Below are 23,905 nucleotides of genomic sequence, written 5' to 3' on the forward strand. Positions count from 1 at the left end.
GCCCGCATGACGATGAAGTATCTGCAGGGCTACCCGCCGGCCCTGGTGGCGCAGGCCCAGGCGCTGCTGGACAGCGGCGAACTGGCGCCCCTGCTGGCCCGCAAATATCCCGAGCCGCATGAGGTGCGCAGCGACAAGGCGCTGTTCGACTACACCCAGGCGCTGAAGCAGCGCCATCTGCGCAATGCCGACCCGCTCTCGCGGGTCTGTTATGACGCCAAGCTCAAGGTGGTCCAGCATGCGCTGGGCACCCATACCCGCGCCACGACGAAGCAGGGCCAGCGGCTCAAGGTGCGCCGTGAGATCCGGGTCGCGACGCTGTTCAAGGAAGCGCCGGCCGAGTTCCTGAAGATGATCGTGGTGCATGAGCTGGCCCATCTCAAGCATCCGGACCACGACAAGTCCTTCTACCAGCTGTGCCACCACATGGCGCCGGACTACGCCCAGCTCGAGTTTGATCTGCGGCTGTGGCTGAGCTGTGCAGATCAGGCGGCGGCCGCCGCCGCCACCGGCACCGGCACCGCTGTCGGTGGCGAGAGCGCCCCCGGCAGCGACACCGCAGCGACGACCGCCCCCACCGTCACGCCACCGGCGTCAGGTCAAACGACTCGGTAAGGCCCGCGGTCGTGCGGCTGGCCAGCAGCGGCGACGCGCCTGCTGCGTCGGTCGTCACATAGCGCTGGTTGGCCATCGACAGCAGGGCCACCGAGCCATCTGCATTGCGCATCAGCTGAAAGGTCTCCCACGGACCGATGGCATCGCGATTGGCCACCAGCGGCGCACTGCCGCTGCTCTCGGCGCACACCAGCCGGTTGTTGGCCAGCGAGCGCAACGCCACCCGGCCATTGCCCGCATCCAGCAGCTGGAACCGCTCCCAGCCGCCCACGGCACTGCGATTGGCGATCAAGGGCGAAGCACCGGCGCTTTCCGCTGTCACAAAAAAGCCACTGGCGCGCGACCGCAGCGCCACAACCAGCGTCGGCTGGGGATTCGTTCCACCCGGCACCGGCACGGTGGGACGCAGCGGCGTGAGGGGCCACTGGCCCTTGAGCATGCGACCGCCGTCGGCCGTCAGGCGCAGGTAGTAGTCCGAACTGCAGGCCACACCGTCCTCATCCAGGGAACGCATGCCCGCATTGGTGGGCAGGTAGGCGGCGCTCTCGGCCGTCTTGGCGATCTGATTGCCCTCGTTGTATTCGTCGAACATCGAGATATACAGACCCTGCGCGCCCACCCGCACCATGTTGTAGAACTGGCGCCACATGAAGTCGCCATGCGCCCGCTGCCCGGCGCTCAGGTCTCCGGGCAGCACACACGGCTGGTAATCGATGCCGTGGGCATTGCAATCGGCCTGGTCGGCCAGATTGACGTTCTGGTAGAACCAGTCGGAGCCCGCCGCGTCGCCAATGCGGCCGACCATCCAGGGCGACAGCATGTGGAAGGCATGGTAGACGTCCAGATAGCCAGCGCGAGAGTCGTTCTTGCCCTCCCGCCAGTAGGTCGGCACGCCGCCCATCACATAGCAGCCCTGCGCGCGGAACCACTGGATCACGTCCAGGCAGGCGGCGGGGGACCAGGGGTGGTTGTCGTCATTGAATCCAAAACCCCAGATGCCGACCACCGGCCGGCCGCCTTGCCGCGCATAGGCGCTGGACGCGGTGAGGGCGGCCATCTTGTTCAGCCAGTCGGCCTTGATCTCCGATTGCATCGAGGTCCAACTGGTCACGTCATACATGATGTAGAACTTGCGGCCATGGGCCTCGGCGGCCTGGCGCACCTTCAGCGCCATCGCGTCCCGCGTGGCGCCTTCCCCGCCATTCGGATTGAAGCGCTGCAATGCCGCGGTGTCGCAGCCGTTCTGCGCCATCCATCGGAAGTGCAGGTCCACCGTCGAGCTGTCATAGGACGAGAACAGCGTGGCCAGTGCGCCATTGCCCAGCCGTGCAAAGCCGGTGGGATAGGCGGCGGCGTACTCGCGCATGTCCGGCCAGCTGATGATGGCCCGGTTGGTGGGGGAGGGCGTCCTGCCCCAATCCTGCGCCCAGTGCCACCAGGCCTGAATCGGTGCGCCATCGCCCGGGCAGGCGAACCAGCCCTGGTAGCCCACGGTGATCTTGCCCACAACGTCGCCGACGCTGCTGGCGCGCCGGTTGACGGCGGCATGGGCCGGGCCCAGCGGCAAGGTGGTGGCGGCCACGCCCGCGGCGGCGCTGCCCAGGAACTGACGACGGGAAACGGTCATGGAAACTCCAGAAGAATGAGGGACTGTGCAGAGGCGTCGACAAGGCGTCGACAAGATGACGACGTGGCGTTCAGGGCCAGGCGCGCTGCACCCAGTCGTTCAGGGTGTTGAGCCGGGACGCCTCCACACCCAGGCGTCCGCCCTTCCAGACGGAGAACTGCAGCTTCTGCTCGGCCGTGGTGCGGTAGTTCTCCGAGTTCATGGCATACAGCCCGCCGGACAAGGCCACCAGCGCACGCTTGCTGCGGTCCAGGCAGAACGCAAAACCAGCGGTCGGCTCGGGCTCGCCCAGGTCCATGTTGTTCGGATCACAGCGGCGCCAATCGGCCGGGTCGGTCACGGTGTAGACCTGATTGAACTGGCGGAATGCGCCGTTGAGCACCTTTAAGTAGAGCCCCTGCTGCAACTGGTCCAGCTTCACGAACGGTGTGCCGCCATTGCCCTGCGTGGTGGCCGTTTCCATGAAGTTGGTCGGCGCCAGGTGCTTGAGCACTTGCGCCCGGCTGAAGCGCCCCCGGTTGTTGATCAGCGAGCCGGTATCGGTGGCCACATACAGCGGAATGCGGTTGTTCACGTACTGCGCGGACTTGATACGGGCCTGCAGCAGGCGGATGTCGCTGAGGAAGGACGCCGTGGCCAGGGCCGGGGTGGAACTGCCCAGCAGCTCGGACAGGTACTGGTCGAAGCCGGTGAGGTAGGGCCAGTCGACCGAGAAGTTCACCCAGTCGCTCTGGCCGCCCGGATTGATCGTCACCTGCGCCTGATACCAGGCATTGGTGCGGTAGTAGGAGCCGGCCTTGTTGCCGGTTTCCCAGGCGAGGATCCATTCCCGCGTGACCTTGCCGCTGCTGTCGTAGTCGCTCTGATAGACCATGTGCGGTGCGAGGAAGAACGCGCTGACGGTGTTGAAGGGCCAGCCGCGCGCCTCACCGCGACCGGTCCAGGTCTTGGTGGTGGCGTCATAGTCGCCGATGAACCAGCGCTGGTCGCCCTCCAGGCCATAGCGCTGGGCCCATTCCCATTGCTGCATCAGGTTCCACTGCAGCGTGCTGCCCACCACCCGTTCAATGAAGGCATTGGTGGTGAAGGCGGCGGGCTCGGTGGCCATGCGGGTGGGCGATGCCAGCTTCTGCAATTGCGCGGCACCGACCTGCGCCCCGTATTGCCCGGAGCTGGCAATGTGATTGCCGCGTCCGCCGCCCAGGAAGGCGTAGAGCTCGAAGCCAGAGGGCTGGATCATGTTCTTGATCTCATTGCGCTGGGCGGGCGTCAGATGGCTCCAGTCTCCGAAGGTCGAGGAGCGATGTGATTCGAACCACGCGGCAATGCGCTTGGACGTGCCCAGCGGATCCAGCCGTCCATTGCCCGCAAAGGTGGCGCCCGCCATGAAGGAGCCTTGGGCATTGGCGCCCGTCGGCCAGATGTCCATGGGATGGATGGCCGGCAGGTAGGAGTTCCAGTCCGGGAACTGGATGGGCATGGCCACCTCGCGCGCATTGAGCGTGGCATTGGCGTCCATGACCTTGTCCACGTCCGCCTGGGTCAGCGCCAGCGCGGTGTTGTCCATCGGCTTGCCGAAGAGGGCCTTCACGGCTTGGGCCGGTGACTCCACCACCGCGTCCAGACCGGCACCTGCGGCCCATTCCTGGATCGGACGGCTGTCCATGCCAGGTCCCGGCTGATAGGGCGGATTCCATGGCGCCGCCTGCGCCACATGCGGCAGGTTCTGCAGCGCATAGCGGATGTAGGCCGAGATCTGGCGGCCTTCCGTTTCGCTCAGCCCGTGGAAACGGGAACGCTGCACGATGGCATTGTTGGAATAGTTGAAGTACTGCAGGTCACGGCCGTCCGAGGCGTGGCACGAGGCGCAGGCCGCATGGATGGGGCGGTTCACCAGGGTGGACTTCAGCAGCTTGTCCTGCTGTTTCCACAGCGTCTCGCCGGCGGTGACGTCGGCGGTCAGGGTGCGGCCGGCGAGTTTTTCGGCCTGGATGTCGGCCCGCTGCACGGCATTTGTGGCCAGGCTCGCGCCCTGCGCGTTGCGCACCTGCAGATCGATGATGCGGTAGCCGTTGGACTCGCCGTCGCTGCCGTTGAAGCGGAACTGCACGAGATTGACGCCCGCGACCAGGCGCGCCTTGGTGGTGGTGTCCAGGGGCAGGGACATGCGCACGGTGTAGAGACCGCCACGCTGCAGGCCCCCTTGCACCCGCTCGGCGTCGGCCAGCGTCACGGTGGCGTCGGTGATGTCGATCCACGGGATGCTGGCCGCATTGGCTTCCGGGGTCCCACCCAGCACTCGCAGGCTGCCTTTGATACGTGCCGGGGTTTCGATCGTGGCTTCGTACTCAGGAGGGCCGAAGAAACCACAGCGGTGGCAGCGCATCCACAACTCGGAGGCGGCGCTGATGCCGTTGGCATCGAGGGTGAGATTGGCGGTCGCAATGACCGGTGCGCTGGGCAGGCCGGCGCCCAGCAGTTCGAGCGGCAAGGTCAATGGCGTGGTGGGCGTGGGGGGCGTCGTGCCAGTGCCGGGAGGCGTGGTGCCACCGCCGCCGCTACCGCCGCCTGATCCTCCGCCGCCGGAACCGCCACCCGTGCCGCCTCCGCTACCGCCCGATCCATCGCCCGACCCGTCGCCCGTGGTGGGCGGTGCGACCGGCGTCCAGACCTGATTGTCTGTGGTGACCAGGCGCCAGAGCTGGTTGGCCTTGCCACTGCCGCAGTCCCATTGCTGGATGGGCGCGCCGGCATCGGTGCGCTCGGCGGTGAGGTCCAGGCACAGGCCGCTGTGCTGGGCCTTGAGCTGGATGGCGGCGCCGTTGGCCAGGGCCGCGAAGTGCTGGTTGGCGCCGTCGGTATCCGGCCATTGCTGCAGCACGGTGCCGGCCGTCGTGGCGGCGCCGGTCACATCCAGCACCTTGCCGCTGGCGACGTTGCGCAGGCGGTAGCTGCCATCGGCGGTCACGCTGATGTCAAAGCGCTGACGGTCGGTGCCGGCGCAGGCGGCCTGCACCACACCGTCGCCATCGGCCAGGCCCGTGTTGGCCAGATCCAGGCACAGAGAGGACAGGCTGGACTGCAGGCTGAAGCGGCCGTAAGGCAGCAGCGCACGCGTGGTCGCCGTGGTGGATTGAGGATAGAGCACGAACAGCTGAGCAGCCTGGGCATTGCAGCTCATCTGCTGCAACGAGACGCCCTGGGCCGCGACACACTTGCCGCTGGCGGCATTGACCAGGCTGAACAGGTGGCCCTGGATGCGGCTCAGCGAGAAGCGCTGGGCGGAGCTGTCATTGGCAGACCAGAGCTGGATGGCCGCACCGTCGGCGGTGGACATGGCTTCGAGGTCCAGGGCCAGACCGGTGCTGACTTGGGTGAGGCGGGTTGATCCGTCGGTGTTGACGGTGAGGTCAAAGGCCTGGCTCGTGCCGGTCGCGCAGGCGGCCAGGCTCAGCGTGCCCGAGCCGCTGGTGGACGATGCACCGGTGACGCATTGGCCGGTGGAGGCCAATGCCAGCACGTAGCGGCCAGCGGGCACGGTGGACGGGCCAGCGGTGCCGGTGGGGGGCGTCCCCGGAGACGTATTGGGCGCGCCGGCGGGCTGCTCCGTGGGGCCCGTCGAGGACTTGTCTCCGCCGCAGGCCGCGAGCAGGGTCAGCAGCGTCGCGCCTGCAGCCGCGCGCAGGACCGACCGCGTCCGCCGCGCCGGGGCGGGGCATGGCGAGGCCGTTTGAGCAGCTTCGAACGGACCCCATGCTGTGGGGTGCTTCCACCATCGCGCCATCTTGACTCCTTGAGCAGAGCGGCTCGCACGAAGACGAGCCAGGAGGAACCAGGTTCCTGATGGGCGCGGATTAGAAGAGGGGCGCTGAGGCGCGACAAGCGCTGCGGTCCCGCTGAAAACATGAGTTACCGCTGTCGCAGTTTGCGGCCAACAGAATCAGGGAAACCTACCCGGAAGAGGAATGTCTCGATGGCGTGAAGCGGGGTAGGGAGTGGGGCGGGGCGGACGCATCGAGCGGCGCCGGATAGACTGACGATCTGATCCCAGCCGCGAGACGCGACATGTCTGCCCCAAAACGCCAACCGATGAGTGAGTGCGCCATGCAACGTGCAGAGCAACGCATCCCGGAATTGGCGTCAAAGGCAGGCCATGCAGCCTACAAGACCGCATTGGCCCGCACTGGCGGCGCGGTCGTGAAAACCAGTCAGGGCCTGCTGGTCGAACGCCGCTTGGACGGCTCCTGCACGGTTCTGAAGCAACTGCCCCTGGGGCAGCGGGTGCAGCCCGGCCTGGTGCTCAAGCGCTCGAAGTCAATCGACCCACCGGCAAAGCCGCCTCCGGCCGATGCGCCAGCCGCGGTCTGATCGTTCCCTGCGACTAGCGCGCCGCCGCCGCCAACGCCTGATCCAGATCGGCAATGAGGTCGTCGATGTGCTCAATGCCCACCGACAGCCGGATCGTCTCTTCGGACACACCGGCCTTGTCGAGCTCGCTCGGCGACAGCTGCCGGTGGGTGGTGGAGGCCGGATGCGTGGCCAGTGAGCGGACATCCCCGATGTTCACCAGGCGCGTGAACAGCTGCAACGCATCCAGGAAACGCGCGCCGCGCTCGCGTCCTCCTCCCTGGGCGCCTTTGAGCCCGAAGGTGACGATGCCCGATGCCTTGCCAGAGAGGTACTTGCGGGCGAGCCCATGGTCCGGATGGTCCTCGAGCCCGGCGTAATTCACCCAGCTGACCTGTTCATGGCGCTTCAGGTGCTGGGCCAGCGCGAGGGCGTTGTCGCTGATGCGATCCAGGCGCAGGGCCAGGGTCTCGATGCCCTGCAGGATGAGGAATGCATTGAAGGGCGACAGCGCCGCCCCGGTGTTTCTCAGTGGCACCACCCGCGCCCGGCCGATGTAGGCGGCAGGGCCCAAGGCCTCGGTGTAGACGACGCCGTGGTAGCTGGGGTCGGGTTCATTGAGTCGCTTGAAGCGCTCCTTGTGCTGCGCCCAGGGGAAGCGGCCTGAGTCCACGATGGCGCCGCCGATGCTGGTGCCGTGGCCGCCCAGGTACTTGGTGAGCGAATGCACGACGATGTCGGCACCGTGCTCGATGGGGCGGCTGAGGTAGGGCGAGGGGACAGTGTTGTCGACGATCAGCGGGACACCGTGGTCATGGGCGATCTTGGCGATGCGCTCGATGTCGGTCACGTTGCCCTGGGGGTTGCCCAGGGACTCCACGAAGATGGCCTTGGTGCGCTCGTTGATCAGAGCGGCGAATGAGTCGGGCTGGCGGTAGTCGGCAAACTGGGTGGTGATGCCGTATTGCGGCAGTGTGTGGGCGAACAGGTTGTAGGTGCCGCCGTAGAGCGCGCTGGAGGCGACGATGTTGTCGCCGGCCTCGGCGAGGGTGAGGATGGCGTAGGTAACCGCCGCCTGGCCGGAGGCCACTGCCAACGCGCCGATGCCGCCTTCGAGCGCGGCAAGCCGTTTCTCCAGGACATCATTGGTCGGATTCATGATCCGGCTGTAGATGTTGCCCGGCACCTTCAGGTCGAAAAGGTCGGCGCCGTGCTGGGCGCTGTCGAAGGCGTAGGCGACCGTCTGGTAGATGGGGACGGCGACCGCCTTGGTGGTGTGGTCGGGGGAATAGCCGCCGTGGACGGAGACGGTTTCGAAGCGCCAGGCGGGGGTGGGTGAGGGCGCTTGCGATTGAGAGGTTGATTGCGAGGGTGAGGGCGAGGGCGAATCAGCGTGGGACATGGAAGCTCCTCCTGAGGTGATCGCAAGAGGCTACGAGGGGGGTGCCTCGCTTCCAAAGCAGGTTTTCGCATGAGAACATGAGGCCCGCAACTTGAAGCCTTTGCTGAGGGGATCCATGTTCCGTCTAACGCCGTCAGAGCGACAAACACTCACCGGGCCCTTTGTGGTTGGCTGTGTCCTTGGCATTTGCGCTGCGGCGGCGAGTTGGGGCTTTGACCGTGAATACCAGCACATCAGTGACGGGCTGATGCTGCTGGGGGCCTTGGAGGCGTTCGTGGCGGGCGTCGCGGTGGTGATCATTCCACTGGCGGTGTTGCCTATCGTCGTCCGGCGTTTGATGGCCAGGAAAGCCGTGAAGGCCGTGAGGTGAAAGTCCAGGCTCGACAAGCACTTGCCATGCAAGCAGGGCGACCCGTTACAGCGCGGATTGCCGCGATAGACTGCGCTGACCTGCGGTCTACCACACGTCTGGCGTCATGACTCACCCGCTCTCAGTCGAACCAACCGGTGAAAGCCACGGCCACTGCGACTGCTGCGGCAACGCAACAAGCACGGTGTGGGGCTATGTGCACGACCGCGAGAAAACCGTCGCCGCGTACTTTGTGCAGTGGACGGTAGGCTCTGCGGAGCACATGCCCAACTTCGACTTTCTGATCGGAACCTGGGGCAACGACGCAGTGAATGACCGGGTCCTCTCGTCTTGGCTCTTCAACCCAAGCAACAACTCGTTCATGATCACGGACGCTAAATGCCGACCGGCTGCAAATTCACAGCTGTGCAGCCACGCCCTGTCTCGCGAGGAGACCCTTGCGCTTCCAGGCCTGAAGGCCGTCGCTTCTGGTTGCCTTGATGCAGTCTGGCTGCAAGACGGACGTTTGGCAGAAGTACGCGCCTTCGCGAATGACGCCTAACCCCTCGCTCAAGCTGACTCGCTACGGCAGTCGTCGCGTGGCCGCTCCTGGCGCCTGTGGCATGCTGCCTTCCGCGGCCAAGCGCCGCCTGCCTTCGCGGGCAGCTTGGCTCGAACGTTGGGCGTCATCATAGGAAACCCATTGCATGAGCGGAATCTACAAAGAGGATGATTGGTCAGTTGGGGGAGCGCAGGTCAATGGACTGCCATTGATAGTTCGCACTCGATCAAAGCTGCCTTCGCTTCCAGACCGGCAAATATATGAAAACCTGATCATCATCTCGTGGCCATACACCGCGAATGATTCAGGCATGCCTCAGCACGAGGACCACCAGAACACGATTCGATTCGAGGATGCTATTGAAAAGACCCTTGAAGTTAAGGGCGTTGGGGTACAGGCCGCCTGTATTACAGGCAATGGCTCAAAAGAGTGGCGGTACTACGCATACGACACCGACGAGTTCATGTCCAAGCTCAATCAAGGACTAGCCGGCCATCCAGCTTATCCAATCGAGCTTCAAATGTTCAAAGATCCCGAATGGGGTGCGTTGTCTGAGTTGCTTCCCAAGTCGTGACCAAACACATGCGCCGCGTGCGGCCCAACAATTCCGTCGAGGGGTACTGCCCACAATTTGCGCTTGTGGGTGCCCTTCGCGGCTCCGCCGCTACGGCGGCCCCTCACGGCAAACGTTGAACGACAGCTTTCATGCGTCGATTTCGGCGAAGCGGAAGTCCGCAATCACTGCGAAGCTGACACCCGCTTCAAGCTGAAGCGGGCTGGACACCTCAATTCCCAGGTTTGCCGGAGAGGGCCGCGTAGCCCACCTCAAATGCAAGTGCCACGACAGCAAGGATCGGCTTTCCAAGCGCGATAGCGAGGATGAAGAGCAACGCCGAACAGACTCGGACCAAAGTTGCAGTGGTGGTCATACGATTGACTCTAACCGAGTTCCAGCTCATTCGCGCATCTGCCGTCCCTGTCGCCAGCTGATGGCTTGCTGTCAAACCCGAAGTAGCGTCTTGTGCATGCTGCCTGAAAGCGATCGGCCGCGACTGCCCACTGGTGGCCGACAGCGGCCGTGCCAGGTTGGAAGCACGAACGTCTACACCCGCTGCAACAATGAAGTCCACTTCATGCTGAAAGCAGGCACGCGCTGCGAAGATCGAATTCCTTCCGGTCCGGAGGTAGTCAACCTGCGAGCGCAAAGTCGCGCATCCATTCCCGCATCCATTCGCCGCCATATTGGTCTGGCAAATCGAAGCACGCCTCTCCGGTCTCGACGTTCTGAAAGCGGCTGAGCACCTTGATGTTTCCGGCAGCGCCTCTAACGATCGCCCACGGAGATCGAAGGAACAACTCCTCCGCGGGCAGTCTCTCGCCGTTTTCATCCAGATACCACGGTGCATCCGCTTCGTCTTCGCGCTCGCTTTGAGCTCGCAGCCAATCACGCCGCGCTTTATCCAAGACGAGGCGTCCCGCAAGGTCAGTCTCGCTCAAGCATTCAAAATCGAAGCATTGGTCTTCGCAGATGAGCTGGATGATGAGCGGCATGGTTCTTCCATGCTACCTTGCCTCTGCGTCGATGTCCGCGTCCGCTGCGTTGCCGCCGCCGCTCTAGGCTGATCTGAGAGATTGCTGGCTTTTCGCAACCCGCATAGTTTGAGCCGAGAGTCCCGAGCGCGCCGAGCTCGTCGCACTGGCCGGCGTCTCTCTCGAGTGGAAGACCGGGCCGAATTCCTCGCAACCCGTAGGCCAATCGATTTCATTGGTTGTGGCCGGCAGGGTTCACCTTCTTCAGCGTTGAGGCGTGAGCGGAAAACATCCGTTGCTGGAAGCGGACGAGGCGCCGGTCCAAGGGAATCTCACCAGCTACCGGGCGTGGCCTGCATGCTCAAATCAACGGATGAACTCGCGAGCGACCCGCCTACAACACGCTACACAACCATGATGAATCGGTGGAATGTTGGCCTGCCCGTGGCATCCCTTGCTGGAGTCGCAACATTTCTGCTTTCCCCTAGCGATTGGGTGTTGCCGGCATTCGGAATCGGTGTCGCCGTTTTACTTTTCTCTGCCATCGCAGCGCGGATGGAGACGAAGCCGCGCCAGGCGATTGACCCCGCCGTTGAACTTGCCCTGGCGGTAGTCAATTTGCCACCTGACCCGCTTGCTAAGGTTGCAGTTGGCTGGGCGCTCTGGTCATTTGCTGTTTCAACAACCTACGTGGCCAGCTTGTTCGTTGCCATCGTTTGGGCGGCCCAGGTGTAGCGCATCACTTCAGCGAACTGCCTGCGTCGAGTAATGCAAGCCAGCGCTAGCCCGCCGGACTTGATTTGTAGGCGTCTCCCCTGGCCCCCACCGTGCAGCGCCGCATTCACCCCATTGCCACATTTTCAGGCACCTCGACAAACCGCCTTTCCCATCAACCACTTAGCCCACCCCTGCTCAGCCTGTACACCCGTTTATCCACAGCGGATGTGGACGATCCGCTATGCTGTCGGACTTTCCGCCGCGCCGGCCTTGCTGCGCTGAGCCGGCCCCGCAGCCCGTAGTGTCCTGATGACGCCAGAGTCCGATTCCGTCGCCCCAATCTCCCCAGGCGCACTCCCCACCATCCTGCTGGCTCCCATGGAGGGCTTGCTGGACCACATGCTGCGTGACACGCTCACCCAGGTGGGCGGCGTGGACCGATGCGTCTCCGAATTCATCCGCATCACCGACCAGTTGCTGCCCCGGCGCGTCTTCACCCGCATCGTCCCGGAGCTGCGCCACGCCAGCCGCACCCGCGCCGGCGTGCCGGTGCGGCCGCAACTCCTGGGCTCTGACCCCACCTGCCTAGCCGAAAACGCCGCGCGCCTGGCCGAACTCCACCCCGCCGGCATTGACCTGAACTTCGGCTGCCCTGCCAAGACGGTCAACCGTCACCGCGGTGGCGCGGTGCTGCTGGACGAGCCGACCCTGGTGCACGACATCGTCGCCGCCGTTCGCCGCGCCGTGCCGGCCCACATCGCCGTCTCCGCCAAGATGCGGCTAGGCAACGAGGACCGCTCGCGGATGCTGGAATGCGCCAGCGCCGTGGAGCGGGCCGGTGCCTCCGAGCTGGTGATCCATGCCCGCACCAAGCGCGACGGCTACAAGCCCCCCGCCTACTGGGACCAGATTGCCGTCGTGCGCCAGTCCGTACGCGTGCCGGTGGTGGCCAACGGCGAAGTCTGGACCGTGGCCGATGCCCGCCGGTGTCTGGCCGAGTCCGGCTGCGACAGCCTGATGCTGGGCCGTGGCATGGTCGCCAATCCCGGCCTGGCCCTGGCGCTGCGCGCGGAGCTGACCGGAACGGTGGCTCCGGCCCTGTCGTGGACGGCGCTGCTGGTGCTGATGGCCGACTTCTTCCTGCAAGTGCGTGCCAAGGTGGCCGCGCGCCACCAGGCGGGCCGGCTCAAGCAGTGGCTGCATTACCTGCGCCGTCACTATCCGGAAGCGGAAGAGACTTACCAGCGCGTGCGCGTGATCAACAGCGCGGATGAGCTGTCCCGCCAGATGTTCGGCGATGCCGTCGCGGACGAAATGGCCGCTCGGCTTGCGCTCATCAAGGCGCAGACATCACCCGTATCGCCAATGGCCTCTCCCGCTTCTTCGAGAGAGTCGCCCAACGGCTCACGCCATTCCCCCATCGAACCCAACGCCGCGCCTGATGACGCGCTGACGCTGACTGCATGACTCTGCCCACCCTTGTTGCCCGGCCCCGCGCCTGGCTGAAGCCGCTGGCGGCTTCCCTGCTGCTGACCTCGCTGGCAGCGGCGATCCCGATGACCGCACTGGCCCAGGCCGACGCTGACGCACGCGCGCAGGCGTCCCCCACCGCGTCATCAGCGCCCCAGGCGACTCCGTCCGCCCAAACGCCGCAGAATGGGCAGAACGCGCAGACCCGCCACGCCCGCCACGCCGGTCGTGGCAACCACCCTGGCGACGCCAGTGGCATGCCCCGGCCCGCCCGCAGCGGCACCGCTGCGCGCACGGCCGGCAGCTCCAACGCGACCGCCACCGCCGCCACGCCCCTGAGCCTGGAGCGCGTCTACGCAGACCCGCCGCTGCAAGGCCGCACCACCCGCCAGGCTGAGCTGTCGCCGGACGGCACCTGGGTCAGCTACCTGCGCCCGTCGGTGACGGACAGCGACCAACTGGAACTGTGGGCACAACCCACCGCCGGTGGCGAACCGCGCCGACTGGTCTCCGCCGACGAAGTGCTGGGCGGTCGTCGCCAGCAACTGACCGAAGCGGAGCGCATGGCGCTGGAGCGCAAACGCATCAGCCAGGGCGGCATCACCGGCTACCAATGGTGCGGTCCGGATGGACGCACGCTGCTGTTCCCACTGTCCGGCGACCTGTACCTGGTCCGCCTGACCGAGCAGGGCCCGCAGGCCCAGCGGCTCACCAACGATCCGGACGTCCCGGAGCAGGACCCGACCTGCTCGCCCGACGGCAGCCAGTTGGCCTACGTCAAGAGCGGCAACCTCTGGCTGCAGCCGCTGCAGACCCAGGGCGCCGCCCGTGCGCTGACCACCGACGGCACCGGCACCCGTTTCTGGGGCCTGGCTGAATTCATCGCGGCGGAAGAACTGGGCCGCCAGCGCGGCTATTGGTGGTCGCCGGATGGCCGGCGGCTGCTGGCGTTCCGCGTGGACGAATCGCGTGTGCCGGTGAAGACCCGCGCCCAGATCTTTGCCGACCGCACCACCATGACGCAGCAGCGCTACCCCAGCGCCGGCAGCCCCAATGCGGAAGTCACCGCCTGGGTGCTGGACCTGGCCGGGGAGGGCGCCGCGCGTGCCGTGCCACTGGCCGTGCCGGCTGAGGCGGAATACCTGCCGCGTGCCGGCTGGTTTGCCGACGGCACGCCCTGGCTGCAATGGATGACGCGGGACCAGCGTCGGCTGGTGCTGACCGAGTTCAAGGCTGGCGGTGCTGCTGGCGGCGCTGTCGCTGGCGATCCCCTCGCGCTGCAAGGCCGTGTCATCACCGAGGAACGCGACGACGCCTGGGTCGAAGTGCAGGACGACCTCACTGAACTGCCCGCCCGCCGTCTCTCCGGCCAACCGGCGCTGCTGTGGTCCACCGAGGCCTCGGGCCGGCGCCAACTCGTGCTGATCGACCGGGTGACCGGCCGACGCATGGCATTGACCACCGAACCCGAGCCGGTGGCCTATCGCGTCTGCAGCAGCGGCGACCGCGTGGTGTATGCCGCCGCGCGCGACCGCGGTCGTTCGCGTGAACTGTTTGCCGTGGACCTGGCCGGCCGTGCCCGACCGCTGGCCGGTCAGCGGGAGCGGCAGTGGCGCGATGCCCGCGCCGACGGCGACTGCAGTCGTTTGCTGGTGACGCGCTCCGCCTGGGGCGAGCCGCCCCGTCTGTTCCTGCAGGACCTGGACACCGGCACGGCGCCGGTGGCGCTGCCTGGCGACCTGCCGGACCCGCTGCTGGCCAAGGTGGTGCCCACCCCGGAAGTGATCGAGGTCACGGCGGCAGACGGTCGCACCCCGCTCAACGCCTTCTACTTCGCGCCGCTGGACGGCCGCCCTGGCCTGCACCCGGTCATCACGCTGGCCTACGGCGGCCCGGGCGTGAGCACCGTGGGCTGGAGCTGGCATCGCGACACCGCGCTGATCGCCTACTGGCAGCGTCGCGGTTATGGCGTCTTCACGCTGGACACCCGCGGCATGGCCAACCGGGACCGCGCCTTCACCCGCGCCCATGCCCGGTCCTTCGGCGTCAACGAAGTGGCCGACCTGTTTGCGGCCGTGCGCCAACTGCCGCAAAAGCGCGCCGGCATTGACGCGCGCCGCATCGGCTTCTTCGGCTGGTCGTACGGCGGCTTCCTGGCGGTGCGCAGCATGCTGGACGACCAGACGCCGTTCGCCGCCGCAGTGGGCGGTGCGCCGCCCACCGACTGGACGCTCTACGACACCGCCTACACCGAGCGCTACCTGGGCCTGCCCACGGATGCCGCCGGTCAGCCGACCGCGCCGTATGCGCAGTCCAATCTGGTGGACCGCGTGTCGCTGCTCAAGCATCCGCTGATGGTGATCCACGGCACCGCCGACGACAACGTGCTGTTTGAGCACACGCTGCGCCTGAGCGAGGCTTTCCAGAAGCAGTCGGTGCCCTTTGAGATGATGGTGTACCCGGGCAAGGCCCACGGCATTGCCGGCCGTGGCGCCCGGCTGCATCTGTACCGCACGGTCGACGCCTTCTTCGCCCGCACGCTGCAGGCGCCCACGCAGCCGTCCTCCACGCAGCCGTCCGCCACGCTGCAGTCACCTGCCACGCATTGAGGGTCCCATGGCACTGGTTTATTCCACCGACAGCGGCCGCACCTGCCCGGTCTGCCGCCAGGCGCAGGCGGACTGCCGCTGCAAGGCCCAGGCCCAGGCGGCCGTGCTGGGCAACGGACAGGTGCGCGTGCGGCGCGAGACCTCGGGCCGCAAGGGCAAGGGGGTCACGGTCATCCTGGGCCTGCCCTTGACGGCGGACGGCCTGGCGGATGTGGCCAAGCAGCTCAAGGCCGCCTGCGGCAGTGGCGGCACCGTGAAGGACGGCACGGTCGAGATCCAGGGCGACCATCTGGACAAGGTGATGCAGTGGCTGCAAAAGGCGGGTTATTCGCCCAAACGCGCCGGTGGCTGAACACAGGCGGCCCGACGGACTGTGACACCTCTCGCATTCCCGCCCCCATGATTGAGGGGCGGCCTGCAACAGCTGTAAGGATTGCGACGTTTGCACGCACATGGCGGCGGCGCCCGTCCTAATGTTGCGTCACGCCTGCCTCCCCAGGCGATGGAGATGCGTGATGAATTCGTCTGTCGAGTCCAGCAGCAACAACCCCTCCTGTGGGCCGTCCCAGGTGCCCTATCTGCTGCGCTTCGAGTCCCTGTTCCACAGCGGCCGGGGACTGAGTTTTCCGTGTGATGCCCGCGGCCAGGTGGCGCTGGACCAGCTCAGCGAGCAGGCCCGCGACAACTACCTGTTCGCCCGCGCCGTGGTGGGCCATGAGTACGCCACCCCGGTTGTGCAGCGCTGCTACGGATGAACCTGTGAAGGTGGGTGGACGGGTCCTGAAGTGCAGGACAATGCAGGTCCTCTGTTGTTCTTGTTGACCTTTCCATGACCGAGACCGCCCGCCCCGAACTGCCCGACCATCTTTCCGTGGACCCGCGCAGCCCGCACCACGTGGCCGCCATTTTTGAACACGAGATCGGCATCCGCTTCAACGGCAAGGACCGGATGGATGTCGAGGAATACTGCATCAGCGAAGGCTGGATCAAGGTGCCCGCCGGGCGCACGCTGGACCGCAAGGGGCAGCCGCTGATGATCAAGCTCAAGGGCAAGGTCGAGGCTTATTACAAGTGAATCGCCGCGGCGGTGGACGGGACGTCCATCGCTGCGGACCTGAAGCGCGGGGTCGCTCTGTGGGCCACCGCACCGCCAGTGGCCGGACATCTCCTTCAGCGAGTCGGTCCTTCCACCGGTTCAAGCGGGCCTGACGCCGTTTGATACCCACGCAAGCGGCTGCGCCCACAGACCGCGCGGCGAATACTGGACATCCCTTCACTTGGATGTTTCCGATTCGCCATGACACATCTCCACGACTCTTCCCTCCAGGCCCATTCTTCGGTGTCTTCTACTGTGGCGTCTGGCCCGGCGCGCCTTGGTGAGGCTGCGCACCCTGCGTTCCCCGGTGATGCGGCGCACGATGAACTGGCCCTGATGGAACCTGCGAATGTTGCAGACCTTGCGGGTCAAGCGCAGCAAGGCCACCACGGCCACCAGACGCAGCATGGGCTCCACGAGCCCCACGAGCCCCACGAGCACCGAGCTGACCTTGCAGGCCCTGCAGACGCTGCGAATCTAGCGGAGGGCAAGCGTCCCGTCGCAAAGCTGCTGCGCTTCGCCGCAGCCAGTCCTTCACCTTGGCCGCTTGGTGATCTTCACGCTGCACCCAGCCCCGAGCGGCCGCTCCAGGCCTACATCCTGACCCCAGCTGCGCGTGACGCTCGCCGCGAAGCCCGCAACGACCCCTATGCACGGGACGGCGATGCCGATGCGGAGCCGGAGCCCAGCACGCAAGTCGCCGCTGCGCCGCCCAATGAGCCGATCCACGACAGCGCCCCTCCGCCAGTCGATGAGGAGGATCGACGCAGCGCGATCCTGTTTGCGCCTACTGGCACGTCCTCGGTGGGCTGGATGACCGCAGGTGGCGGCTTGCTCGCTGCAGCCGCGTTGGGAGCTGCTGGCGGTGGTGGGGCGGGCACTGGCGGCGGCGCCTTCGTGGGTGTTGGGGCCGGTGCTGGCACGGGGGGCATTGGCGGCGATGTGGGCAGCGGCGGTCCCGGCGGAACGGGCAACACAGGCGGCAACACGGGCGGCATAGTGGGCGGCGGTGGAGGCATCAGTGCAGGCGGCGTTGATGGCCATTCCCCCAACCCGGGCCCGATGGGCCAGCCGGTGTCGCTGGGGCTGGCCAAAGCGGCGGGCGTGGTGCAGGGGCTGCCCAGCACCAATGATCCGGTGATCCAGGTCGGCAACCTGGAAGCCGACGGCGCGTGGTACTACCGCGTGGACGGGCAGGCGTGGGTCCAGGGGCAGGGCACCAGCGTGACAGGACTTGCCCTCACAGGCCAGGGCCAGCACACGGTGGAGGTCTTCCAGATGGACCTGGCAGGCAACCGCAGTGGCGTTGCCGCGCTCAATTTCTGGCTGGACACAGTGGCGCCGGACGCACCCACCCTCCAGTTCAAGAACAACACCGGCGACCCCAATGACTCGGTCACCCGCGACGCCACGCTTACCGTCAGCGGCGTGCAGCCGGGCGACGAATGGTTCTTCTCGGTGGATGGGGGGGAGTTCCAGGCGGGGCAGGGCCAGGAGCTCTCCGATGCCCAGATCGGCGGCGACGGACCCCACACCGTCCGCGTCTTCGTGAGGGACGCCACCGGCAATCAGAGCCCGGAGGCGACCTTGACCCTGGAGCGCGACACCACAGCACCGGTGACAGCGCCCGTTGTGTCGCTGGCGCAGGACACCGGCCTGCCAGGGGATCTGCTCACCTTGAAGCCCTGGCTGACGCTGTCCGGGCTGGAGCCGGGGGCGCGCTGGTCCCTCAGCCTGGACGGCGGCCAGACCTGGACCGCTCCCGCCAGCGCGGCCGACCCCGTCTTCAGGGACGACGCCGCCTTCTCACGGGACGGCCACTGGACCGTGCTGGCGCGTCAGGTGGACGCCGCCGGCAACGTGGGAACGGCCATCACCACCTTCAACTTCGACCTGGACCGGCAAGGCCCCGAGGCGCCCTCGGTCCGGCTCAAGAATGACTCCGGCCTGTCCGCCAGCGACCATGTGACCAATGACGGCACGATCCTGGTCCAGGTCGCCGAAGCCGGTCTGACGGTGGTGTATCGAATGGACGATGACGCGGTGTGGACGAATCTAGCCGACGGTGAACTCGTTCCCGATGGTTGGGCGGACGGCAGTCACGTCATCGAGTTCAGGGCCTTCGATGCTGCCGGCAATCGCAGTGACACCGTGCGGCTCGAATTCGTCCTGGATACGCAAGCACCCAGCCTGCCCAACCTCCATCTGGGGCAGGGCATGGGCTGGATGAATGCCGCGATGCCCGCTGGGGTCTGAACGGCAGGCCAGGGGTGCGGATCAAGCGTGCGGGCCGGGCGTGACGGCCACGCATGCGGGGCCCAGCGTGAGCTTACTTGCCGAAGCTGTCCTTCAGCCCGGTGATTTTGTTGAAGACCGGTGCGTGAGACTGATGGTCCTTCCGGTCCGCGACAAAGTAGCCATGACGCTCGAACTGGAACTTCTGGTCAGGTTGTGCACCGGCCAGCGACGGCTCCACGAAACCTTGCACCACGCGCTTGGACTGTGGGTTGATGAAGTCCAGGAAGTTGCGGTCGCCGGAGTCGGGCTGCGCCTCGGTGAAGAGCCGGTCATACAGCCGCAGTTCTGCGGGGATGCCGTCATGCACGCCCACCCAGGTGATGACGCCCTTGACCTTGACGGCATCCGCCCCCGGGGTGCCGCTCTTGGTGTCCGGCACCAGCTTGGCGAGCACGGCGGTCACTTCGCCCTGCTCGTTCTTCTCGGCGCCCACGCACTCGATCACATAGCCGTACTTCAAGCGGACCTTGTTGCCCGGATACAGACGGTGGTAGCCCTTGGGCGGCGTCTCCATGAAGTCTTCGCGCTCGATCCACAGTTCCGGACCCAGGCTGAACGCCCGTTGACCCAGTTCCGGCAGATGCGGATGGGCCGGCGCGCTGCAGGCCTCGCGATGCTCCAGCGAGCCGAACACCTCGGCATAGTTCTGCAGCTTGAGCTTGACCGGGTCCACCACGGCCATGGCGCGGGCCGCCTTGCCTTCCAGGTCGGCGCGCAGATAACCGTCCAGCACCGAATACTCGATCCAGCTGTTGGTCTTGGAGGCGCCGGTGCTTTCCACCATCGCCCGGATCGATTCCGGCGTGTAGCCGCGACGGCGCATGCCCACCAGGGTCGGCATGCGGGGGTCGTCCCAGCCGCTTACGTGCTTCTCTTCCACCAGTTGGCGCAGCTTGCGCTTGGAGGTGACCACATAGCTCAGGTTGAGCCGGCCGAATTCATACTGGTGCGGCAGCGGCCGCGCCAGCAGACCGCCGGCGGCCAGGTGCTCCACCAGCCAGTCGTAGAACGGGCGCTGGTCTTCGAATTCCAGCGTGCAGAAGCTGTGGGTGATGCACTCCAGCGCGTCCTCGATCGGATGCGCGAAGGTGTACATCGGGTAGATGCACCACTGGTCGCCAGTGTTGTGATGGGTGGCCCGGCGCACGCGGTAGAGGGTCGGGTCCCGCATGTTGATGTTGGGCGACGCCATGTCGATCTTGGCGCGCAGCACCATCGACCCGTCCGGGTGCTTGCCGTCGCGCATTTCGCGCAGCCGGGTCAGGTTCTCCTGCGGGCTGCGGCTGCGGAAGGGGCTGTTGGTGCCGGGCGTGCGGAAGTCGCCGCGGTTCACCCGCATCTCTTCGGCCGTCTGTTCGTCCACGTAGGCCAGGTCCTGGGTCACCAGATATTCGGCGGCCCGGTACATGAAATCGAAGTAGTTGCTGGCGTAGAAGAGGTGGCTGACGGTGTCGCTGCCGGTGCCGGCGTCCGGGGTGTTCCAGGACCAGCCCAGCCAGGCCACCATCTCCTTGATGGCGTCGACGTATTCCTGCTCTTCTTTTTCCGGATTGGTGTCGTCGAAGCGGAGGTGGCAGATGCCGCCGTAGTCACGCGCCAGCCCGAAGTTCAGGCAGATGCTCTTGGCATGGCCGATGTGCAGGTAACCGTTGGGCTCGGGCGGGAAGCGCGTGCGGATGCGGGCCGGATCCAGCGGGCCGGCAGCATGGTGAGCCGCATCACCGGGCGAACCGGCGAAATGACGCGCCGGCTGGAAGCCCTGTTCCAGATCGCGTTCGATGATGGCGCGCAGGAAGTTGCTGGGCTTGACAGCATCGCCGTCGTGCTCAGGCGCGGCGCTCGGGGTCTTGTCGGTGCTGGCGGACATGAATGAATCACTGGCGAAAGAGGCAGATGATTCTACGCGCCCGGCTGCAACCGGCTGGAGGGCGGGGCTCTCTCGATCAAAGCGCCTTGAAACGGTGCGCGAACATGCGGCTGACGGCCAGCCGCTCCGGACGGCGACGCAGCTTGAGCGTCAGCCGACCCGCTTCGTCCCGCAGGGCCCGGTCAATGGCGTCCACCTGCACCACATGGCCCCGGTGCACCTGCCAGAAGCGCTCGGGGTCCAGTTGCGGCAGCAACTCGCGCAGCGAGGCCCGGACCAGATATTCCTGGTCGGCGGTCAGCACCCGAACGTATTTGTCGGCGGCTTCCAGGAATTCGATCTGATCCACCGGCAGCAGCACGATGCTTTGGCCCACGCCCACTTGCAGATGACGAAGCATGGGGGCCGACCCGCCAGGCGACGTGGAGAAGTCCCGCGACGGGCCGCCGGCCAGCAGCAGGCTGCGGAGCTGATCGAGCGTGGCTTCGAGGGCGCTGGCATTCACGCCGGGGAGGGGAATGCGAGGGTCTGGGGCGTCGAGGGACGCGCCGGGGGCCTGCGCGGTGACACCGCCAAAAGCATGGCGGGCATCGGCATCAGCCCCCAGCTGGCCCTGCCCAGCACCAACGGGCATGCCTCGCGTCGCCAGGCCCGCGCGCAAGCGGCTGACGGTCTGCGCCAGACGCTCCCTCTGAACCGGCTTGAGCACATAGTCCACCGCCGCCCGGTCGAAAGCCTGCAGGGCATATTGGTCATACGCGGTCACGAAGACCAGCAGCGGGAAGGGCGGTGCGCCTGGTCCGTCGGGCCATTCATCCGCCAGCAGTGCCGCGGCCTCCAGCCCTGTCATGCCGGGCATGCGGATGTCGAAGAAGCACACCTGCGGAAGGTGTTGGAGTGCGAGGTCCACAGCAGCCTGGCCGTGCGGCGCCATGGCCACGATGGTCAGCTCCGGCCACAGGGTGGTCAGTTCCTGGCGCAGGTGTTGGGCCAGCAGGTCCTCGTCTTCGGCGATTAGTGCGGTGGGCATGGGGGGCTGTGTTGGAAGGGTTTAAAAGAGTTTGGAGGAGTGAGCGGAACTAAGAGTGGCTGAACGGAGCTGCATGCGGCTGAGCGGTCTAAGAGGTCTGAGAGGTCTGAGAGGTCTGAGAGGTCTGAGAGATCTGAGAAGAGGGCTGAGAGGGCTGCGGAGGCTGAGGTGGCTGAGATGGCGTGGGCGCTGAAAAGGGCAGGTTGTCCGGTCGGCGTCTGGCATGAGCGCCGTCAGGATGAAGGCGTCGGGCGCGGTGCCGCTTCACGGGCCGTCGGAGCCGGCGCGGACATCGCGGAAGGCGCCACCGCCATCGGAATCTCGATCACGGCCACCGTGCCACCCTCAGGCCGGGCCTGGACGTGCAGGCGGGCTTTTGGGCCGTACACCACCGCCAACCGCTCCCGGATCTGCCGCGTGCCAAAGCCTGACCCTGGCACCGGGATGTCCGGCGGCGCATAACCCGCGCCGTTGTCGATCACTTCCAGCCGGAGCATGTCGTGCGAGTCGGGCATCCGCCGCGCCCGCACCGTCAGGGAGCCGCCGCCCACATGCGGCTCCAGCCCATGCTTGATGGCGTTTTCCACCAGCGGTTGCAACAGCAGCGGCGGCACTGGCAGGTCTGCGATGTCTGGCGGCAGGTCGAACTCGAAGCTCAGGCGCTGTCCCATCCGCACCTGCATCAAGGCCAGATAGTCCGCCAGCCGGGCGAATTCGTCGCGCAGCGCATGCCGCTCCGCCTGGGACGCGACCAGCGTGGCGCGCAGAAACGCGATCAGATGGTCCAGCATCGCCTGGGCCCGCGCCGCGTCCATGCCAATCAGCACTCGCAAGTTGGCCAGCGTGTTGAACAGCATGTGCGGCTCCAGCTGGCTCTCCAGCAGCCGCAATTGCGTTTCCGCGGCCTGGCGCCGCAGGGTTTCAGCGCGGGCTTCCGCCGCCGCCGCCTTGCTCCGCCACAGGAAAATGAAGGTCAGGGCGATGCCAGGCAGCATCGAGAACCCGAGGGCTCCCAGCATGGCCTGCCACGGAGCGTTCAGCGGGTTGCGGAAATGCAGCCCGGTGAACAGGCTTCCCAGCCAGGCGCCCGCGGTATAGCCCAGCGAAGTCCCGACCAGCAGGCACAGCATCATCAGCGGCCAGCCCGGCCAGGACATCACGAAGTCGTGCGACCACCCCATGCGCTCGTAGAACCGGATGCGCCCCCAGCCGGCCAGCAGGCGCAGCCCGTGGATGAAGCCACCGCATCCCAGACTGATGCAGAAGCTGTAGATCAGTGTGGGCTTCCAGCTGTTGCCGAAGGTGCTCACCAGCAGCACGGTCAGGCCGACCGACACGGTGCACAGCAGCAGAAGCTGTCGCAGCAGGCAGCGGGCCCAGTCCACAAGACGCCGCTGCGGGAGAGGGCCCGGCGAGGGGCGGGCGGTGTCAGTCAGGGGAGGGGACATGGCGGTCAGCAGGGCGCAGGGCTGGTGAGTTTGAAAAGCTCGTTGGGAAGCTCGTTGGGAAGCTCGTTGGGGAAGCGTATCTAATGCGGAGCAGTATCGCGACCGCTGTCTTGACCAATGGCTCGCCCGCTGTCTCGACCGGTGTCACTACCGGTGTCTCGACCGGAGTTTCTACCGGTATCGCGAGCAGTGTCGCAGGTGATGGTCAGACTGGACTGGAGCGGCGGCTCCCTGGCGCTCCCCACGCAAGTGCGTTTCATGCTGCCATCGGCGACCGCGGCTCCTGCGACCACGGACCGCGACGCAGGATGTTGATGCTGCGCCCCAGGAAGAAGCCGCTCAGCAGTCCGAAGCTCAGGCTCGCGACACCGGCAAAGGTCGCGTTGTGGGCCAAACCCGGCTGGACGCCCAGCGCCATGCCGACCGCAAAACGGGCGCAGAAGATGGCCAGCATCACGCCCAGGGGCAACCAACTGCCCGGCACGCGGTACAGGCCGTCAGCCGGTTCGAACCGGGCCTGACCCGGCCAGCCCGTCGCCACCAGCGCGCCGACGCTCGCCAGCAGGCCTGCCGCCCACGCTAGGATCGCCACGCCGGCAGTGCCGGACTGGCCGAAGCCGCGCTGCACGCCCCAGGCGCCGAACACCAGCCACACCAGCGGCAGCACCAACAGCCGCTTGCGGGTGACCTGCTGGGTGCGGCTCTGGCGGGTGCCCAGCACGATCAGAACGGCCAGGATCACCCAGACCCAGACGGGGACATGGGTGAAGATCTGGGTCAGGGCGTCGATCGGGGAGGTGTGCATGAGGATCTCCTGGGGTTTCGGGCTTTTGCATCCGGGGGATGCGATGACCGAACTGTGCAGACCCGCGGCGCCGCCAGCCAGGGCGATGCGACGACCTGCCGCAAGGCGCCGCCAGCGACAGCAGCGCGCCGCC

The 23,905-nt window shown here is 66.4% G+C and carries 21 protein-coding genes; 13 read left to right on the plus strand and 8 right to left on the minus strand.

The window, feature by feature from the left end:
• The first annotated feature begins 6 nt into the window (after positions 1-6).
• Positions 7-615: a M48 family metallopeptidase gene (locus tag DES44_RS04755; protein ID WP_058935988.1), complete on the plus strand. Its 609-nt coding sequence runs from the start codon at positions 7-9 to the stop codon at positions 613-615.
• Here DES44_RS04755 and DES44_RS04760 read toward each other — a convergent pair.
• Both DES44_RS04760 and DES44_RS04765 read right to left on the minus strand, forming a co-directional pair.
• Positions 581-2,242, minus strand: a complete 1,662-nt coding sequence (locus DES44_RS04760; RefSeq protein WP_058935987.1) for a hypothetical protein — start codon at positions 2,240-2,242, stop codon at positions 581-583. The genes DES44_RS04755 and DES44_RS04760 overlap by 35 nt on opposite strands.
• A gap of 70 nt (positions 2,243-2,312) precedes the next feature.
• Positions 2,313-6,026 (minus strand): RICIN domain-containing protein, encoded by a 3,714-nt coding sequence (locus DES44_RS04765; protein WP_083525741.1) that lies wholly within the window; start codon positions 6,024-6,026, stop codon positions 2,313-2,315.
• Positions 6,027-6,346: 320 nt separating this feature from the next.
• On the opposite strand from DES44_RS04765, the gene DES44_RS04770 reads away from it, so the two are divergent.
• Positions 6,347-6,610 (plus strand): hypothetical protein, encoded by a 264-nt coding sequence (locus tag DES44_RS04770; protein ID WP_058935985.1) that lies wholly within the window; start codon positions 6,347-6,349, stop codon positions 6,608-6,610.
• A 13-nt stretch (positions 6,611-6,623) separates the two neighbouring features.
• Here the strand turns inward: DES44_RS04770 and DES44_RS04775 are convergent, their stop codons facing one another.
• On the minus strand, positions 6,624-7,991 hold the full coding sequence (locus DES44_RS04775) for an O-acetylhomoserine aminocarboxypropyltransferase/cysteine synthase family protein (protein WP_083525740.1): 1,368 nt from the start codon (positions 7,989-7,991) through the stop codon (positions 6,624-6,626).
• 91 nt (positions 7,992-8,082) lie between these two features.
• Between DES44_RS04775 and DES44_RS04780 the strand changes: the two genes are divergently transcribed.
• From DES44_RS04780 to DES44_RS04785, 3 genes are all read left to right on the plus strand, one after another.
• Positions 8,083-8,361, plus strand: coding sequence for a hypothetical protein (locus DES44_RS04780; protein ID WP_147306949.1), 279 nt, complete (start codon positions 8,083-8,085; stop codon positions 8,359-8,361).
• A gap of 106 nt (positions 8,362-8,467) precedes the next feature.
• Positions 8,468-8,902 carry a hypothetical protein gene (locus tag DES44_RS24455; RefSeq protein ID WP_147306950.1) on the plus strand — a complete coding sequence of 145 codons (435 nt, stop codon included), beginning with the start codon at positions 8,468-8,470 and terminating at the stop codon, positions 8,900-8,902.
• 145 nt (positions 8,903-9,047) lie between these two features.
• Complete coding sequence (locus tag DES44_RS04785; protein ID WP_058935982.1) at positions 9,048-9,476, plus strand: DUF695 domain-containing protein; 429 nt, start codon at positions 9,048-9,050, stop codon at positions 9,474-9,476.
• Between the two features lie 614 nt (positions 9,477-10,090).
• Here DES44_RS04785 and DES44_RS04790 read toward each other — a convergent pair.
• Positions 10,091-10,453: a hypothetical protein gene (locus tag DES44_RS04790; protein ID WP_058935981.1), complete on the minus strand. Its 363-nt coding sequence runs from the start codon at positions 10,451-10,453 to the stop codon at positions 10,091-10,093.
• A 336-nt stretch (positions 10,454-10,789) separates the two neighbouring features.
• Here DES44_RS04790 and DES44_RS24460 point away from each other — a divergent pair, with 336 nt between their 5' ends.
• The 8 genes from DES44_RS24460 to DES44_RS04820 all read left to right on the plus strand — a co-directional run bounded on the left by DES44_RS24460 (position 10,790) and on the right by DES44_RS04820 (position 18,580).
• On the plus strand, positions 10,790-11,167 hold the full coding sequence (locus tag DES44_RS24460; RefSeq protein WP_147306951.1) for a hypothetical protein: 378 nt from the start codon (positions 10,790-10,792) through the stop codon (positions 11,165-11,167).
• A 360-nt stretch (positions 11,168-11,527) separates the two neighbouring features.
• Positions 11,528-12,616, plus strand: a complete 1,089-nt coding sequence (locus DES44_RS04795) for a tRNA dihydrouridine synthase (protein ID WP_083525739.1) — start codon at positions 11,528-11,530, stop codon at positions 12,614-12,616.
• The gene (locus DES44_RS04800) at positions 12,613-15,228 is read left to right on the plus strand and encodes a DPP IV N-terminal domain-containing protein (protein ID WP_058935980.1); all 2,616 of its coding nucleotides are present in this window, start codon (positions 12,613-12,615) and stop codon (positions 15,226-15,228) included. The genes DES44_RS04795 and DES44_RS04800 overlap by 4 nt, the downstream gene beginning before the upstream one ends.
• Before the next feature lie 7 nt (positions 15,229-15,235).
• Positions 15,236-15,580, plus strand: a complete 345-nt coding sequence (locus DES44_RS04805) for a translation initiation factor Sui1 (protein WP_058935979.1) — start codon at positions 15,236-15,238, stop codon at positions 15,578-15,580.
• Positions 15,581-15,743: 163 nt separating this feature from the next.
• Positions 15,744-15,983 carry a hypothetical protein gene (locus DES44_RS04810; protein ID WP_058935978.1) on the plus strand — a complete coding sequence of 80 codons (240 nt, stop codon included), beginning with the start codon at positions 15,744-15,746 and terminating at the stop codon, positions 15,981-15,983.
• A gap of 74 nt (positions 15,984-16,057) precedes the next feature.
• Entirely contained in the window at positions 16,058-16,303 is a 246-nt protein-coding gene (locus tag DES44_RS04815; RefSeq protein ID WP_058935977.1) for a DUF3297 family protein, read from the plus strand.
• A 370-nt stretch (positions 16,304-16,673) separates the two neighbouring features.
• Positions 16,674-16,805 (plus strand): hypothetical protein, encoded by a 132-nt coding sequence (locus tag DES44_RS25815; RefSeq protein WP_259374778.1) that lies wholly within the window; start codon positions 16,674-16,676, stop codon positions 16,803-16,805.
• A 350-nt stretch (positions 16,806-17,155) separates the two neighbouring features.
• A complete protein-coding gene (locus tag DES44_RS04820) occupies positions 17,156-18,580 on the plus strand; it encodes an Ig-like domain-containing protein (RefSeq protein WP_147306953.1) in 1,425 nt (474 codons plus the stop codon).
• 73 nt (positions 18,581-18,653) lie between these two features.
• Here DES44_RS04820 and DES44_RS04825 read toward each other — a convergent pair whose 3' ends face one another.
• From DES44_RS04825 to DES44_RS04845, 4 genes are all read right to left on the minus strand, one after another.
• Positions 18,654-20,489 (minus strand): glutamine--tRNA ligase/YqeY domain fusion protein, encoded by a 1,836-nt coding sequence (locus DES44_RS04825; RefSeq protein WP_058935974.1) that lies wholly within the window; start codon positions 20,487-20,489, stop codon positions 18,654-18,656.
• A gap of 76 nt (positions 20,490-20,565) precedes the next feature.
• Positions 20,566-21,519, minus strand: coding sequence for a LytR/AlgR family response regulator transcription factor (locus DES44_RS04830; protein WP_058935973.1), 954 nt, complete (start codon positions 21,517-21,519; stop codon positions 20,566-20,568).
• A gap of 233 nt (positions 21,520-21,752) precedes the next feature.
• Positions 21,753-22,967 carry a sensor histidine kinase gene (locus DES44_RS04840; protein ID WP_232309811.1) on the minus strand — a complete coding sequence of 405 codons (1,215 nt, stop codon included), beginning with the start codon at positions 22,965-22,967 and terminating at the stop codon, positions 21,753-21,755.
• Between the two features lie 256 nt (positions 22,968-23,223).
• On the minus strand, positions 23,224-23,772 hold the full coding sequence (locus DES44_RS04845) for a DUF6622 family protein (protein ID WP_058935971.1): 549 nt from the start codon (positions 23,770-23,772) through the stop codon (positions 23,224-23,226).
• Positions 23,773-23,905: the final 133 nt, after the last annotated feature.

The sequence above is a fragment of the Roseateles depolymerans genome, assembly GCF_003387155.1.
Lineage (GTDB): Bacteria > Pseudomonadota > Gammaproteobacteria > Burkholderiales > Burkholderiaceae_C > Roseateles > Roseateles depolymerans.